The organism is Mycobacterium sp. TH-M15 (assembly GCF_057473705.1).
Genome location: NZ_JBYCLB010000475.1, coordinates 1 through 16,274, shown reverse-complemented (window position 1 = coordinate 16,274; position 16,274 = coordinate 1). Strand labels below are relative to the sequence as shown.

14 protein-coding genes are annotated in these 16,274 nt (G+C 70.6%); 5 read left to right on the top strand and 9 right to left on the bottom strand.

Going from position 1 to position 16,274, the window contains the following annotated elements:
- The 5 genes from AC2VNT_RS11540 to glf all read right to left on the bottom strand — a co-directional run.
- A partial coding sequence (locus tag AC2VNT_RS11540; protein ID WP_486946986.1) for an arabinofuranosyltransferase AftB family protein occupies positions 1-1,713 on the bottom strand: 1,713 nt, incomplete at its 3' end.
- Between the two features lie 46 nt (positions 1,714-1,759).
- Positions 1,760-2,674, bottom strand: coding sequence for a decaprenyl-phosphate phosphoribosyltransferase (locus tag AC2VNT_RS11535; RefSeq protein WP_486946985.1), 915 nt, complete (start codon positions 2,672-2,674; stop codon positions 1,760-1,762).
- Entirely contained in the window at positions 2,671-3,213 is a 543-nt protein-coding gene (locus AC2VNT_RS11530; RefSeq protein ID WP_486946984.1) for a phosphatase PAP2 family protein, read from the bottom strand. Before AC2VNT_RS11530 ends, AC2VNT_RS11535 begins: the two co-directional genes overlap by 4 nt.
- Positions 3,206-5,119: a glycosyltransferase gene (locus AC2VNT_RS11525; RefSeq protein WP_486946983.1), complete on the bottom strand. Its 1,914-nt coding sequence runs from the start codon at positions 5,117-5,119 to the stop codon at positions 3,206-3,208. Before AC2VNT_RS11525 ends, AC2VNT_RS11530 begins: the two co-directional genes overlap by 8 nt.
- On the bottom strand, positions 5,116-6,321 hold the full coding sequence (gene glf / locus AC2VNT_RS11520) for a UDP-galactopyranose mutase (RefSeq protein ID WP_486946982.1): 1,206 nt from the start codon (positions 6,319-6,321) through the stop codon (positions 5,116-5,118). The genes AC2VNT_RS11525 and glf overlap by 4 nt, the downstream gene beginning before the upstream one ends.
- 231 nt (positions 6,322-6,552) lie before the next feature.
- On the opposite strand from glf, the gene AC2VNT_RS11515 reads away from it, so the two are divergent.
- Positions 6,553-7,311, top strand: coding sequence for a hypothetical protein (locus AC2VNT_RS11515; protein ID WP_486946981.1), 759 nt, complete (start codon positions 6,553-6,555; stop codon positions 7,309-7,311).
- Between the two features lie 153 nt (positions 7,312-7,464).
- A complete protein-coding gene (locus AC2VNT_RS11510; protein WP_486946980.1) occupies positions 7,465-9,138 on the top strand; it encodes an N-acetylmuramoyl-L-alanine amidase in 1,674 nt (557 codons plus the stop codon).
- Positions 9,139-9,145: 7 nt separating this feature from the next.
- On the opposite strand, the gene AC2VNT_RS11505 is transcribed toward AC2VNT_RS11510, so the two are convergent.
- The 3 genes from AC2VNT_RS11505 to AC2VNT_RS11495 form a co-directional block, all read right to left on the bottom strand.
- On the bottom strand, positions 9,146-9,982 hold the full coding sequence (locus AC2VNT_RS11505; RefSeq protein WP_486946979.1) for an HAD family hydrolase: 837 nt from the start codon (positions 9,980-9,982) through the stop codon (positions 9,146-9,148).
- Positions 9,979-10,788 carry a lysophospholipid acyltransferase family protein gene (locus AC2VNT_RS11500; protein WP_486946978.1) on the bottom strand — a complete coding sequence of 270 codons (810 nt, stop codon included), beginning with the start codon at positions 10,786-10,788 and terminating at the stop codon, positions 9,979-9,981. The genes AC2VNT_RS11505 and AC2VNT_RS11500 overlap by 4 nt, the downstream gene beginning before the upstream one ends.
- A gap of 212 nt (positions 10,789-11,000) precedes the next feature.
- Positions 11,001-11,759: a lysophospholipid acyltransferase family protein gene (locus AC2VNT_RS11495; protein ID WP_486946977.1), complete on the bottom strand. Its 759-nt coding sequence runs from the start codon at positions 11,757-11,759 to the stop codon at positions 11,001-11,003.
- Positions 11,760-11,948: 189 nt separating this feature from the next.
- On the opposite strand from AC2VNT_RS11495, the gene AC2VNT_RS11490 reads away from it, so the two are divergent.
- Both AC2VNT_RS11490 and AC2VNT_RS11485 read left to right on the top strand, forming a co-directional pair.
- Entirely contained in the window at positions 11,949-13,508 is a 1,560-nt protein-coding gene (locus tag AC2VNT_RS11490; RefSeq protein WP_486946976.1) for a Rieske 2Fe-2S domain-containing protein, read from the top strand.
- Positions 13,505-13,834: a hypothetical protein gene (locus AC2VNT_RS11485; protein WP_486946975.1), complete on the top strand. Its 330-nt coding sequence runs from the start codon at positions 13,505-13,507 to the stop codon at positions 13,832-13,834. The genes AC2VNT_RS11490 and AC2VNT_RS11485 overlap by 4 nt, the downstream gene beginning before the upstream one ends.
- Here AC2VNT_RS11485 and serS read toward each other — a convergent pair.
- A complete protein-coding gene (gene serS, locus AC2VNT_RS11480) occupies positions 13,831-15,090 on the bottom strand; it encodes a serine--tRNA ligase (protein WP_486946974.1) in 1,260 nt (419 codons plus the stop codon). The genes AC2VNT_RS11485 and serS overlap by 4 nt on opposite strands.
- A gap of 101 nt (positions 15,091-15,191) precedes the next feature.
- Between serS and AC2VNT_RS11475 the strand changes: the two genes are divergently transcribed.
- The coding region (locus AC2VNT_RS11475) for a septum formation family protein (protein WP_486946973.1) at positions 15,192-16,274 on the top strand (1,083 nt) is incomplete at its 3' end.

The following is a 16,274-nucleotide window of genomic DNA, read 5'->3' as shown; positions in this document are numbered from 1 at the left end:
CACCCACTGCTGGTCCAGGTAGCCCGGGACGCCCGGGTACCACTTCACCCACGGCCCGTCGGCAATCACCCAGTCCGGGAAGAGGTCCTTGTCGTGGCCGATCCGGGCGTGGTCCACCCGGTCGGTGTGCGCCGCGATCGGGTTGGCCAGACCGATCTGGTCGAGGACCCGCACGTTCAGCCCGGTGTTCATGCCCAGCATGCCGAGGTTGGTGAAGAAAACCGTGTGCGGCCCGGTCCCGTCCGGCACCGCGGGCGGGGTTCCCGGCACCGGCGGCACCGGCAGGATGACCGGGACCACGTCCCACTGGTCGTAGTTGCCCGACGGCAACAGCAGCGCCCCGGCCGGCGTGTTGTTGATCGTGGTCAGCACCGCACGCATCCGGGGGTAGTCCAGGTAGTCCGCGGCGGTCAGCGGATGCGCGTGCCCGGTTGCCTGGGCGTAGAACCGGCGTTCGTCGACGATGCCTGAGTAGGTGACCCGGGTGCCGTCGGCGCCCATCCCCGGCGAGTTGGCCGCCCAGACCGCCCAGCCGGCCAGCGCCAGCCAGAGCGCACCGACGGTGCCGGTCAGCCAGTACTGCCCCTCCCGAGACGATGCCCAAGCCCCGTCGGGCAGCACCACCGGGATGACCGCCACCGGGGCCAGCACGCAGAACAGCGCCGCCAGCAGCACCCGTCCGTGCATGAAGTCGCCGCCCTGGCGAATCCAGTAGGCACCCTGCAGCAGCCCGCTGCCCACCATGAACCAGACCACCGCGGCCGGGGTCTGCACCAGCGGCGCCGGCCGGCCGTACCCGCCCCGGTCATCGGCCCAGCGGCGACCGACCGCCGACATCCACAGCAGCGCGCTGAGCACCACCAACAGCAGCGTCGGGAGCCACAGCGCATACGGCCCGGCGAAGTTGGCCAGGTAGATCAGCCCCTGTGGGAGCTTGTCGCCGGCCGCGTCCTTGGCCAGTGCCGTGCCCGGGACCAGCAGCCCGTAGTAGCCCATCCGGAAAATCTGGTACAGCACCGGCAGCAGCCCGCCGGCCGTCACGATCAGCAGTCGGCGCCGCCAGCCGCGCGCCGCTATCAGCAGCATGATCAGCGCGACCCCGCCCATCAGCGCCAGCTCCGGCCGCACCAGCACACTGAGCCCGGCGACCGCCGCCAGAGAACCAACGAACCCCCGCCCGTCCCAACCACTCCCGGGTGCCGCGGACGATCTCGGTGCCTGCGCCCAGCGGACCATCATCCACCACAGCAGGCCCAGGTAGAACAGCGCCAAACCGTTCTCCAGGCCGGAGGTGGCGAAGTCTCGGGCGGGCGGCACGGCGATGTACACCAGCGCGCCGGCCGGCAGCAGCAGCGCCTTTCGGCCGTGCAGAGTGGGCGCGGACAGCCGGGCGGTGCCGACCATCACCAACGCCACGCCGGCCAGGCTGAGCGCCAGGGCGACGGCCAGGGCCAGGTACTCCATCCGCATCGGTCCGCCCACCCAGCAGGCCAGATACATCAAGTAGGTCCAGAGCGCGGAGGTGTTGGCCTCCACCCGCTCCCCAGCGTTGAAGACCGGCCCGTTGCCGGCCAACAGATTTCGCACGGTCCGCAGCACGATCAGCCCGTCATCGGAGATCCAGCGCCGCTGCCAGGCACCCCATCCGAACAGCAGCACGGTCGCGGCCAGGCCGAGCCACAGGCTGGCCTGGGTGACGGTGATCGGGACCATGGCCCGGTCCGTCGATTCCGGCCGGCTGGCGGGTGCCGCCGAGACGTCAGCCGAAAGCGACGGCCGCACCGATGATTCCGATCCATGCCAGCGCCATCAACTGCAACACCCGGTCCCGCCGCAGGATGTCCTCCGGTTCACCGGCCATCCCGCTGTCGACGTCGACCGCGTAGCGCAGCAGCCCGACCACGATCGGGACGATCGACACCGCGTACCAGGAGCCGGCACCGTGGTCGCGCTCGAACGCAAACAGGCCGTAGCAGACCACCATTGCGGTGGCCGACATGGTCCAGACGAAGCGCAGGTAGGTTCCGGTGTAGCTCTCCAGCGCCCTGCGGATCCTGGTCCCGGTGTGCTCGGCCAACTGCAGCTCCGCGTAGCGCTTGCCGGCCACCATGAACAGCGAGCCGAAGGCCATCACCAGCAGGAACCACTGCGACAACGGGATCGCCGCCGCCACGCCGCCGGCGATCGCCCGCAGCAGATACTGCAACGACACGATGCAGATGTCGATCACCGCCTGGTGTTTGAGGCCGAAGCAGTAGGCGAGCTGCAGGCTGAGGTAGATCGCCATCACCAGCGCCAGGTTCGGGGTGAGCCACCAGGCGACGGCCAGCGAGGCCCCCCCGAGCAGCACCGCCAGCGCGTAGGCCAGCGACTCCGGCAGCACACCGGCCGCGATCGGGCGGAACCGCTTGGTCGGATGCGCCCGATCGGCCTCGACGTCCAGCGCGTCGTTGACCAGATACCCCGCCGAGGCCGCCAGGCAGAACACCGCGAACGCGACCAGGGCCTTGACCAGCAGGGCCGCGTAGTCGTAGTGGGCCTCCCGGCTCAACGCGCCCAGCACCGCCGCGAAGACCAGCAGGTTCTTCACCCACTGACGCGGCCGCACCGCTTTGATCACTCCGACGACCACGTTCGCCGGTGCTTCGCTCACCTGGGCCACTCCCTCACTCATCCCCTCGCACCGTCCAGCCGGGTCGCCGCGGCGGCGGCGGCGGCGCCGACCGCCACCCCGGCCACCACGTCGCTGGGGTAGTGCACCCCGAGCACCATTCGCGACGCGGCCATCGGCGGAATCAGCAACGCCGGCAAGGTCCATCCTGGCATCCCGGTCACCCGCCCGATCAGTATCGCCGCCGCCGTCGTGGAGGTGGCGTGCGCGGACGGGAAGCTCAGCCGGCTCGGCGTGCCCACGTTGACCGAGACCGCCGGGTGGTTCGGCCGCTCCCGGCGCACCACCCGCTTGATCGCCACCGCGGCCGCGTGGGCGACCAGTGTTCCGGCGCCCGCCACCAGCCATCCGCGCCGTCGTCGCGGTTGGGTCAGCGCGCCGAGCGCCGCGACCGCCAACCAGCCGATGCTGTGCTCACCGAAGTGCGACAGGGTCCGGGCCACCGGCAGCACGCCCGGCCGGTCGGCCAACGCGGACTGCACCGCCGCCAGCGCCGCCACCTCGCCGCGCGGCGAGCGCGACGCATCGACTGACTCAATCATGGTCCGGCCGCGGGTCGGCGGACGGCAACAACACCGTCTCCCAGGTCTGGGCGCTGGACAGCATCGGCAGGGCGGCCCGGTAGGTCTGGCGCAGCTCGTCGAAGCGACGGAGCAGGGTGCGCTGCCGGCGCAGCGACTGCGCCAACAGCCGGAACATCTTGGCCCGGTCCCGCTGCCGGTACACCACCCCACGGCCGTCCGCGGTGGTGACGGTGACGCCGTCGAATCGGCTGAGCAGGAACCAGCGGGCGTCCTGGGTGGCCACGTTGAGCTGCGGGCGGTGGTGATGCGCGGGGTCGGCCCGACTCAGATTGTGCAGGACGCCGCGGATCAGCCGGTACCCGATGGTCAGCGGGTTCACCGGCGGCTCCATCGGGTGCACCCGCTGCGACGCCGGCAGTTCGGTGGCCGACGGCAGCGTCACCGCGTCCGGGTAGTCCCGGCGCAGCGCATGCACGTCCGGCAGCGCCGACTCCAGGATCGAGAAGACGTGCTCCGGGCCGGCCAGGAAGTCGTCGATCGCCTTGTTCTGGATGGCCACCGTCGAATACTCCAGGCAGGCCAGGTGCTTCAGCGTCGCCTTGAGGTGGCTGCGGACCAGCCCGGCCGCGTCGCCGTCCCAGTGCAGCGCCGCCACCATCAGCCGGTTGCGCAGGTGGAAGTACGCCTGCCAGTCGATCGCATCGTCCTTATCGCTCCAGGCCATGTGCCAGATCGCCGCGCCGGGCAGGGTGACGGTGGCATAGCCGTGCTCGGCGGCGCGCAGGCCGTATTCGGCGTCGTCCCACTTGATGAACGACGGCACCGGCTGACCGAGCTCCTCGGCCACCGCCCGCGGGATCATGCACATCCACCAGCCGTTGAAGTCGACGTCGATGCGCCGGTGCAGCTCCTCGGTCTCGGCCAGCGAGTCCTCGGCGAAGTTGTGGTCATACTCGGTGTACGGGGCGTTGGTCCACATGAACGCGGCGCGGTCCACCACCTCGCCCATCACGTGCAGGTGGGACGGCTCCTGCAGGTTCAGCATCTGCCCGCCGACCAGAATCGGCGCCTTGGCGAACCGGCTCAGCGCCAGCGCCCGCAGGATCGAGTCCGGCTCGATGCGGATGTCGTCGTCCATGAACAGGATCTGCTGGCAGTCGGTGTTCTTCAGCGCTTCGTACATCACCCGGCTGTAGCCGCCGGAGCCACCCAGGTTGGGCTGGTCGTGAATGGACAGCCGGCCGCCCAGCCGGTCCGCGGCGGCCGGAAAGCCCGGGTGGTCGCGCGCCTTCCGGCTGCCCTGGTCGGGCACGATCACGGCGCCGATCACCTCGTCCACCAGCGGATCGGAGGTGAGCGCGGCCAACGCCTCGACGCAGTCGGTCGGCCGGTTGAACGTCGGGATGCCGACCGCGACGTGGGCCGTCCCAGGCGCCGGGTCCGGCGCGTACCAGCCCGCGCTGTGCAGCGTGACGGCGTCGGTGGCCGTGGTGATGTCGAACCAGATCCAGCCGCCGTCCTCGAACGGCTCCAGGCCGATCTCGAACTCCACCGTCGCCGGCCGACCGGGCTCGCCCGGCTCGCCGTGTACCGGTCTGCCGTCGATCGCGATCCGGGCTCCGGTGGCCTTGGACCGGTAGACGTCGACCCGCGCGGTCCCGGTCAGCTCGACCCGCAGCACCACCGACTGCACCGTCGACCAGCGGCGCCAGTAGGAGGCCGGGAAGGCGTTGAAGTAGGTCGCGAACGACACCTCGCACTCGGCGCCGATCTCCAGGCTGGTCCGGCTCAGCGGATGGGCGCGCCGGCTGTTGGTCTTGGATTCCTCGACATAGAGCTTGCGCACATCCAGCGGCTCGCCCGGCCGCGGCAGGATGACCCGCGCCAGCCGGCTCACCGCCCGGCTACCCCCGGTGCCGGTCATGCCCGATCACCCTCCCCACTCTCCTCGTGCAGCGGCGCCCCGTCGCGCAGATGCGGCGCCAGCGTGTTGTCGTACATATTCAGCGCACTGGCGATGGCCATGTGCATGTCCAAGTACTGGTAGGTGCCCAGCCGTCCGCCGAACAACACCTTGGCCGACGCGGTCTCGGCTCTGGCCCGGGCCCGGTAGGCGCCCAGCAACACCCGATCGGCCTCGGTGTTGATCGGATAGTAAGGCTCGTCGTCGGCGTCGGCGAACCGGGAGTACTCCCGCATGATCACCGTCTTGTCGGTCGGGTAGTCGCGCTCCGGGTGGAAGTGCCGGAATTCGTGGATCCGGGTGTAGGGCACGTCGGGGTCGTTGTAGTTCATCACGGCGGTCCCCTGGAAGTCCCCGGTGTCCAGCACCTCGGTTTCGAAGTCCAGGGTGCGCCACCCGAGCCGGCCCTCGGCGTAGTCGAAGTAGCGGTCCAGCGGGCCGGTGTAAACCACCGGGGCCTGCGGGTTCTCCGCCCGCAACTCCTCACGCACGTCGAACCAGTCAGTCTGGAGCCTGACCTCGATGCGGTCGTCGGCGGCCATATTGGCCAGCCAGGCCGTGTAGCCGTCGACCGGCAGGCCCTCGTACGTGTCGTTGAAGTAGCGGTTGTCAAAGGTGTAGCGCATCGGCAGCCGGCTGATGACGGCGGCGGGCAGCTGCGCCGGATCGGTCTGCCACTGCTTGGCGGTGTAGCCCTTGACGAAGGCCTCGTAGAGCGGGCGGCCGATCAGCGAGATGGCCTTCTCCTCGAGATTGCGGGCATCGGCGGTGTCGATCTCGGCGGCCTGCTCTTGGATCAGCGCTCGGGCCTGGTCAGGGGTGAAGTACCGGCCGAAGAACTGCGACACCAGGCCCAGCCCGAGCGGGAACTGGTAGGCCTGCCCGTCGTGCATGGCGAAGACGCGGTGCTGGTAGCCGGTGAAGTCGGTGAACTGCCGGACATAGTCCCAGACCCGGGTGTTGGAGGTGTGGAACAGGTGGGCGCCGTATTTGTGGATCTCGATGCCGGTCTGCGGATCGGCCTCCGAGTACGCGTTTCCGCCGATGTGCGGGCGCTTCTCCACCACCAGCACCCGCTTGTCCAGCTGACCGGCCACCCGCTCGGCGATGGTCAGGCCGAAGAAGCCGCAGCCGACGACATAGAGGTCAAAACGCGAAGTCATCGGCGCCTAGGGTATCCGAACCGGCGCCGACGACCCGCCCGCGTCGGACCTGGACACCCGCCGACGAGGGCCGGCGATGCCGCTCGGCGGTGGGTCGGTAATGGGCAAGTCGCGATTCCCTCACGATTGAATATCGCCACTCTAATCACGGTAGTCACATCCGTACCATCGATCGTGTAAGGCCCGCGGCCTCCCGGCCGCAACCACCGATTACATATTGAGGAGACTTCCGTGCCGAACCGACGTCGACACCGGCTCTCGACCACCATGAGCGCAGTCGCCGCCATGGCGGTCGCGAGTCCGTTTGCCATTGCCGCTTTCTCTCAACTGGCCGGCACCGCCCCGCAGCGGCACGAGTTCGTGCCCGCCGCATCGGAGGCCGACCTGCCGAACGAACTTATCGGCGCCCTGTCCCAGGGGCTGTCGCAGTTCGGGGTGAGCCTGCCCCCGATGCCCGGCAGCTCTGCCCCGATGCCGGTCACCTCGTCCGCGCTGACCTCGCCGGGGCTGACCGATCCGGGTCTGACCTCGCCCGGCCTGACCAGCCCGACCCTGACCAGCGGTCTGACCTCGCCCGGCCTGACCAACCCGGGTCTGACCTCCCCTGGCCTGACCTCGCCCGGCCTGACCTCGCCCGGCCTGACCTCGCCCGGCCTGACCTCGCCCGGCCTGACCGACCCGAGCCTGACCACACCAGGGTTCGACCCGGCCCTGGCCGGCGGCGACGAGTTGGGTCTGGACCCGGGGCTGGACGGCACCTATCCGATCCTCGGCGACCCGGCGCTGGGCGCCCCCGCCAACAACGGTGGGCTAGTCAGTGATCTGATGAGCGCTGCCAACCAGTTGGGCGCCGGGCAGGCCATGGATCTGCTCAAAGGCGCGCTGACCCAGGCCGTGCAGGGTGCCGCCGCACCGGCGGCGGCGGCACCGGCTGCCGCTGCAGAAGCGGCTGCCGCGCCTGCGGAGGCGGCCGCAGCGGCAGCCGGCTGACACACGCACGTGTCCCCGGGCGGCACCGCAGGGTCGATCCGGACCTCGGTCCGACACCCATCGACTCTGCGGTGCCGTTTCCGACAACACCCCGTCCCGTATAGACGCGTGTCGCAACGATGGCATCAATTAGCACATACGTAACATCGGCTCGTGCCATCATGTCGTCCGGGGTCGACGATCCTGCTGACCGCCATCCTCGCCACCGTGGTGATCCTGCCGTGGACGACCGGCCCCAACCTCGGCCGGCCGGCCCCGAGCGCCACCGCCACCCGGCTCACCCAGCAACCGCTTCCCGGCCTGACCGCCGGGGTCACCGTGCGGGAGATCACCCAGGACCAGCCGTTCTCGATGGTCGCGTTGACCGGCGCCGATCTGACCGGCACCTCGGCCCGGGTACGGGCCAAGCGCCCGGACGGGTCGTGGGGCCCCTGGTACGAGACCAAATACGAACCCGAGCACGGCGCCGGAGCCCCGGTTCCGCTCGCCGACAGCCCCGGAAAAGGCCCCGGAAAAACCGAGCCGGCACCGGCCACCAACGGCACCGACCCGGTATTCGTCGGCGACACCACCAGCGTGCAGATCGCCGTCAGCCGCCCCGCCCGCACGCCGGCCAGCCCGGCGCCGGACAACGGCAGGATGGGCAAACGGCACCGCGGATACAAGCTGACCACGGTTGAACAGCCACTCGCCCAGGGCATCTCGGCGGTGTTGATCGCCCCGCCGGACGGTCCGACCGACCTGTATCCGAGACCGCCGGACGGAATGCCCGGACCGAATCAGCCGCCGCCGGTCATCCCCCGGGCGGACTGGGGCGGTCCGGAGTCGAATCGCTGCGGCGAGCCGACCGACTTCCGGGTGCGGGCCGCGGTCATCCACCACACCGCCGGCAACAACGACTACGGCCCGGAGGACTCGGCGAAGATCGTCCGGGCCATCTACGCCTACCACACGATGACGCTGGGCTGGTGCGACATCGGCTACAACGCACTGGTGGACCGCTACGGCCAGGTCTTCGAGGGGCGGGCCGGCGGCATCACCAAGGGAATCCGGGGCACCCACGCCGGCGGCTTCAACTACGGCACCTGGGGGGTGTCGATGATCGGCACCTTCGACGACGCACCGCCACCGGATCTCCAGCTGAACGCGGTGGCCCGACTGGTCGGCTGGCGGCTCGGCATCGACCGGGTCGACCCGCACGGGACGGTGGAGCTGACCTCGGCCGGCGGGTCGTACACCTCGTTCCGCCGGGGCGAGGTGCTGCGGATGCCGACCATCTTCGGTCACCGCGACGTGGACAACACCGAGTGTCCCGGCGACGCCGGTCACGCCGCGCTGGACCGGATCCGGGACCTGGCCGCCGCCGGTGGCTTCCAGCCGCTTAGCCCCGAGGAACTGGCCCGGTCCCTGGAGGGCAGCCCGATCCACAAGCGCTGGGCGCAGTTGGGCGGGACGGACAGCCCGCTGGGCTGGCCGACCTCCCCGGAGGGCGGCGGTGACGGGACGTCGCGCTACGTCACCTTCGAACACGGCGCGATGTACTGGTCGCCGCGGACCGGGGCCCAGCCGATCGCCGGCGCGATCTACAACGCCTGGGCCGCGCTCGGCTACGAGCGAGGCGTGCTGGGCCTGCCGACCAGCGGTCAGATCGACGAGCCGGAGTGGGTGGGCCAGAACTTCCAGCACGGCACGCTGAACATCGACCGGGACACCGGCACCGTCACCCGGGTAATCGACGGCGTCGCCGAACAACTGCCCCAGCTCGCGCCGAACGGGCCTCCGGTCCAGCTGGAGCGGTTCTCGCACGCGGTGGACCCGGCCGGCTGAGCCCCGGCTACCGCCACCACCGTTCCAGCACCAGCGCCACGCCGTCCTCGGTGTTGGGCGCGGTGACCTCTGCGGCGGCCGCCAGCGCGTCGGGATGGGCGTTGCCCATCGCCACCCCGTGCCCGGCGTATCGCAGCATCGGCACGTCGTTCGGCATGTCGCCGAACGCCAGCACCCGCTCGGCGCCGATCCCCAGTGGCCGGCTGATCTCGGCGACGCCGGTGGCCTTGTCGACGCCCGGTGGCACGATCTCCAGCAGGCCGTTGTTGGTGGAGTAGGTGATCTCGCCGACCACGCCGAGTTGGCCGGCCAGCGCCGCCGCCATATCGGCGCTGGCCGCGCCGACCTGACGGATCAGCAGCTTGATCGCCGGCGCGCTGAGCAGGTCGGCCATCGACACCTCGGTGTTGTCCGGACTGAGCCAGGCGTGTTCGTACCCGGGCGAACTGACGAACTGCGGAGTCGCCGCGTCGTGCGCGCGCTCGCCGATCCGCTCCACCGCCAGCCCGGCCCCCGGGATGAGCCGACCCACGACGTCGGCCACCTCGGCCAGCGCCTCGGCCGGCAGGGTCCGCGCCGAGATCACCCGATCGATCGCCGGGTCGTAGATGACCGCCCCGTTGGCGCAGACCGCCATCGGCGCGAAGCCCAGTGCGTCCACGACCGGTTGCACCCAGCGCGGCGGCCGCCCGGTCGCCAGGATGAAGCGGGCTCCGGCGGCGACCGCGGCCTGCACCGCAGCCCGGGTGCGGTCGGTGATCTTGTCGTCGCCGTCGAGCAGGGTGCCGTCCACGTCACTGGCGATCACCGCCGGCTCGACCGGGTCGCGGTCACCCACCGTCATCGACGCCGGCTCACCGGGGCCACTGCGCGCCGCCACCGGGAACCGCTCACCGGGTCCGCCGCCCGCTCGGCCCGCTTGCGGGCGCGTTCGGCCAGCTCCGCCGCGCGTAGCCGCTTCGCCTCGGCCGGGGTGGGCGCGCTGCCGCCGAGGCGGGCCGGCACCCAGAACGCCCCCGCCGGGTGCGGGTACTCCTGCTGGGCCTGATCCAGCAGCTCGGCCATCACCCGGCGCAGCTCGACGCCGGTCTGCTCGGCGTCCGCGCTGGCCGGCATCGGTGCACCGACCTTGGCGAGCACCGGAATATGGTTGCGCCACAGCGCTCTCGGATGCCCTTTTGTCCACACCCGCTGGATGCCCCAGGACACCACCGGGATGATCGGCACACCCGCGGCGTGGGCCATCCGGGCGGCGCCGGTCTTGAACTCCATCAACTCGAAGCTGCGGCTGATCGTCGCCTCGGGATGCACCCCGACCAGCTCACCCGCCCGGAGCCGCTGCACGGCGACCGCGTAGGCGTCGGCGCCGACGCGCCGGTCCACCGGTATCAGGCCCAGATGCTTGACCACGAAATGGCCCACCGCCACGTCGGCCACCTCGGCCTTGATCATGAACCGCAGCCGGCGCCCGCGGCGCAGCGCCGCGATCGACGCCGGGGACCAGTCGATGTAGCCGATGTGGTTGACCGCGAGCAGCGCCCCGCCCCGCTCCGGAATGTGCTCCAGGCCGTGGTAGGTCAGGTGTGGGCCGTTGACGTCGAGCAGCCGCGGGATCACCATCTCCGCAAAGCGGAAAACCGGCTCGACCATGACCTTCACCCGCCTCTCGGGACGCCCGTTCTGCCAGCTCCTTCTCACGAAGAACTTTAGCCTCGGCCGGGATCGGCGCGCTGTCGCCGAGGCGGGCCGGCGCCCAGAACGCCCCCGCCGGGTGCGGATTGATCATGAACCGCATCCGGCCAGGACTTTCGCCGTGGTCTCCAAGGCGCGGAACACCGGTTGCATCTGCTGCCCCGGGTCGGCTACTCCGACGCGGCTGCGCGCCTGCGGGCCCGCTCCGCCAGCTCCGCGGCGTCTCGCCGGGCCGCCTCCACCATCGTCGGGGCGCCACCGCCGAGCCGATGCGGAACCCAGAACGCCCCGACCGGGTGCGGTCCGTAGCCATCCTGCACCTGCCCGAGCAGGTGCTCCATCCGGGCGTGCAGCAGCGCGGTCAGGTCCTCCGCGGAGAGCGTTGGCTCGATCGGCTCGCCGACCGCCACCGAGATCGGCACCTTGGGCCGCCACAGCTTCTTCGGATGGTCCTTGGTCCAGATCCGCTGGGCGCCCCAGACGATGTGCGGGACGATCGGCACCTGCGCCTCGATCGCCATCCGGGCGGCGCCGCTCTTGAACTCCTTGATCTCGAAGCTGCGACTGATGGTCGCCTCCGGGTAGACGCCGACCAGCTCACCGGCCCGGAGGTTCTCCACTGCGGCGCGATACGCGTCGGCGCCGTGCCCCCGATCCACCGGGATGTGCCGGCAGCCGCGCATGATCGGCCCGGTGAGGCGGTTGTCGAAGACCTCCTGCTTGGCCATGAACCGCACCTTGCGGCCGAGCCCCTGCCGGTAGGCGGGGAGGCCGGCGAAGGTGAAGTCGAAGTAGCTGGTGTGGTTGATCGCGACCACCGCGCCGCCGGTCTTGGGCAGGTTCTGCATGCCGGTCACGGTGAAACTCAGACCCTGTACCAGCCACGCCAGGCGGGCAACTTTGATGATCGTCCCGTAGACCGGCTCCACGGCATCAGCCTATGCCACACCGAGGCCGGTCCGGGAGTCCTCACCGCCCGGCGGCGTCGCGCAACGCGGGCCGACTGCCGAAGCTCGAGGCACCGGCCTGCCGCTAAGCTCAGGTCGGTACAGGCAGCCCCGGAGCCGTCGTTCCCGCGGTACGGCACGGGCTGCGGGGACGTCATCGAAGAGGGCTCCGTGCAGATCACCAGCGTCGGTCACGCCGGCTTCCGGATCGAGACCCGGGCGGGCAGCATCTTGTGCGACCCGTGGGTCAACCCCGCCTACTTCGGCTCGTGGTTCCCGTTCCCGGACAACCGCGGGCTGGACTGGGACGCCCTCGGCGACTGCGACTACCTCTACATCTCCCACCTGCACCACGACCACTTCGACCCGCGGCACCTGGACGCGCACGTCAACAAGGACGCGGTGGTGCTGCTGCCGGACTACCCGGTCCCGGACCTGCGCGGCCAGCTGGAGCGGCTGGGCTTTCACCGGTTCGTCGAGACCACCGACTCGGTGCGCCAGACCGTCAGCGGGCCGAAGGGCGAGCTGGACGTGATGGTGGTCGCGCTCAGCGCACCGGCCGACGGCCCCATCGGCGACTCCGGGCTGGTGATCTCCGACGGCCAGACCACCGTGTTCAACATGAACGACTCGCGGCCGGTGGACCTGGACGTCTTGTCGGCGTTCGAGAAGATCGACGTGCACATGCTGCAGTACTCCGGTGCGATCTGGTACCCGATGGTCTACGACATGCCGGCCCGGGCCAAGGCGGCGTTCGGCAACCAGAAGCGCGGCCGGCAGATGGACCGGGCCCGGCAGTACGTCAGCCACGTCGGCGCCCGCTGGGTGATCCCGTCGGCCGGGCCACCGTGCTTCCTCGACCCGGAGCTGCGCCACCTCAACGACGACCACGGCGACCCGGCCAACATCTTCCCCGACCAGATGGTCTTCCTGGACCGGCTCCGCAACCACGGCCACGACGGTGGGCTGCTGCTGATCCCCGGTTCGACGGCGGAATTCACCGGCGAAGAACTGCACTCGCTGACCCACCCGCTCCCCACCGAGCAGGTGGAGGCGATCTTCACCACCGGCAAGGCGGACTACATCGCCGCCTACGCCGAGCGGATGGCTCCGGTGCTCGCCGCCGAGAAGGCCGGCTGGGCCCCGGCCGAAGGCGAGCCGCTGCTGCCGGCGCTGCGGGCGAAGTTCGAGCCGATCATGAGCAGAAGCAACGAGATCAGCGATGGTGTCGGCTACCCGGTCGTGCTGTCGCTCGACGGGCCGGGCCACACCGAGACCGTGGTGCTCGATTTTCCGAAGCGGGTTGTGCGCGAGCCGATCCCGGACGAGAAGTACCGCTACGGATTCGCTATCGCCCCCGAGCTGGTGCGCACCGTGCTGCGCGACGACGAGCCGGACTGGGTCAACACCATCTTCTTGTCGACCCGGTTCACCGCATGGCGGGTCGGCGGGTACAACGAATACCTCTACACGTTCTTCAAGTGTTTGACCGAAGACCGGATCGTATACGCGGACGGCTGGTTCGGCGAGAGTCACGACGACAGCGCGACGATCACCCTGGGCGGCTGGAAGATCCAGCGTCGGTGCCCGCACATGAAGGCCGACCTGTCGAAGTTCGGCGTGGTGGACGGCACCACGCTGACCTGCAACCAGCACGGCTGGCAATGGGACCTGGAGACCGGTCGCTGCCTGACGGCACGCGGCCACGAACTGCGCAGCTCCAAGCTATGACCCCGCCGCACTACGACGACGGGCTGATTCAGCTCGACCGTGAGGCGATCACGCTGCGCCGCTACCACTTTCCGTCCGGAACCTCGAAAGTCATCCCGCTCGGCTCGGTGCGCGGCTACCACGCGGAGCCGCTGGGTCTGCTGATGCAGCGCTTCCGGATCTGGGGCAGCTCGGATCTGCGGCGGTGGCTGCCGCTGGATACCCGGCGGCCGCTGCGGTCGACGCTGATCACCCTCGACGTACCCGGAACCTGGCCCAGCCCGGCGTTCACCCCGGCCGATCCGGACGAGTTCCTGAGCACCCTCGACGAGCTGCTCGGCGACTAACTCGGCGGTTCCAGCACCGCCGTCCCGACGTAGCGAACCAACGCCTCGGGCACCCGCACGCTGCCGTCGGGTTGCTGGTGGTTCTCCAGGATGGCGGCCAGCCACCGCGTGGTGGCCAGGGTGCCGTTGAGGGTGGCGGCGATGCGCGGTTTGCCGTTCTCGTCACGGTACCGAGTGGCCAGCCGTCGGGCCTGGAAGGTGGTGCAGTTCGACGTCGAGGTGAGCTCCCGGTAGCGGCCCTGGGTGGGCAGCCACGCCTCGCAGTCGAATTTGCGGGCCGCCGAGGACCCCAGATCGCCGGCGGCCACGTCGATCACCCGATAGGGCACCTCGATGCGGGCCAGCATCTCCCGTTGCCAGTCCAGCAGCCGGTCGTGCTCGGTCTCGGCCTGCTCCGGCCGGCAGTAGACGAACGCCTCCACCTTGTCGAACTGGTGCACCCGGATGATGCCCCGGGTGTCCTTGCCGTAGCTGCCGGCCTCCCGCCGGAAGCACGACGACCAGCCGGCGTACCGCAATGGCCCGCCGGTCAGGTCCAGGATCTCGTCGGCGTGATAGCCGGCCAGCGGCACCTCGGAGGTGCCCACCAGGTAGAGGTCGTCGGACTCGACCCGGTACACCTCGTCGGCGTGCGCGCCGAGGAAGCCGGTGCCGGACATGATCTCGGGCCGCACCAGGGCGGGGGTGATCATCGGCGTGAAGCCGTTCTCGACGGCCAGCCGCAGCGCCAGCTGGAGCAGGCCCAGCTGCAGCAACGCACCCCGGCCGGTCAGGAAGTAGAACCGCGAGCCGGAGACCTTGGCGCCGCGCGACATGTCGATCAGCCCGAGCGCCTCACCGAGCTCCAGGTGGTCCTTCGGGTCGGCGATGCCGGCCGGCCGGCCGGCCACGTCGAGGACCGCGTAGTCGTCCACGCCGCCGGCCGGCACCCCGTCGACGACGACGTTGGCGACCTTCAACTGGGCGGCGGTGAATGCGGCATCGGCGTCGGTCTGCGCGGCTTCGGCGGCCTTCACCCGCTCGGCGAGCTCCTTCGCCCGGACCAGCAGGCCGGGCCGGTCCTGCTCCGACGCACCGCCCACCGACCGGCTCGCCGCCTTCTGCTCGGCCCGCAGCGCGTCGGCCGCCGCGATCGCCGACCGCCGGGCGCCGTCGGCGGCCAGCAGGGCGTCCACCAGGGCCGGGTCCTCGCCCCGGGCCGCCTGCGAGCGCCGGAGACGGTCGGGGTCGTCACGCAGCAGATTCGGATCGATCACGGCTGACAACCCTACTGTCGCCATCCCGCCGCGGGCTCCGGGAGGGCACGACCGCACGCTACGTGCGCACCATGTGTCCCACGATCCGGGCGCCTGTCACAATGGTCTGGATGTCGCAGCCAGTGGACCAGGAGCGTTCACCCGTCGAGCGGGTGTCCTGGTTGCGCGCGGTGCCGGCCCGTCGCGCCCTGCTGCTGGCCGCGCTGGGCGGGCTGCTGATCGCCGGCGTGGCTACCGTGGTGCCGGCCGACAGCCGGCTCGGCGAACTTGCCGGCCGGCTCAGCAGCCACTCGGCCCCGCCGCTCGCCGGGCCGAAGAACAGCGAAGTGATCGATCGCGCCGCGGCTGGCAACTGCCTCACCTGGCCGGACGACAAGCTGGACGCCGCGGCGGTCGTCGGCTGCGACGATGAACACAAATTCGAGGTCGCCGAGCAGATCGACATGCGCACCTTCCCCGGCTCGGAGTACGGTCCGGGCGCGCCACCGCCGACCGACGCCCGGATCGACCAGATCACCCAGGAGCAGTGCGAGTCGGCGGTGCGGCGCTACCTCGGCGTCCGGTTCGACCCGCACAGCAAGTTCGTCGCCAGCATGTTGTGGTCCGGCGACCGGGCATGGCGCCAGCGCGGCGAGCGGCGCATGCTGTGCGGTCTGCAACTGCCCGGGATCAACGACGTGCAGGTCCCGTTCGCCGGGAAGGTGGCCGACATTGACCAGTCCAAGGTCTGGCCGGCCGGCACCTGTCTGGGCATCGACCCGGCCAGCAACCAGCCGACCGATTTCCCGGTCGACTGCACGACGCCGCACACCAAGGAGGTCACCGGCACGGTGAACGTGGCGGAGAAGTTCCCCACCGGGCTGCCCTCGGAGACCGACCAGGACACCTTCATCAAGGACGCGTGCACCAAACTGACCGACGCCTACCTGGCGCCGGTGCAGCTGCGCGACACCACGCTCACCCTGACCTACGCCACCATCTCACTGCCCAGCTGGACGGCAGGCAGCCGGGAGGTCGCCTGCAGCGTCGGCGCCACGCTCGGCAACGGCGGCTGGGCGGCGCTGCTGAACAGCGCCCGGGGCCCGCTGTTGATCAACGGCCAGCCGCCGGTCCCGCCCCCGGAGATCCCGCCGGAGCGGCTCAATCTGCCGTCGATCCCGGGGACCGACGCGCCCTGGGCGGGC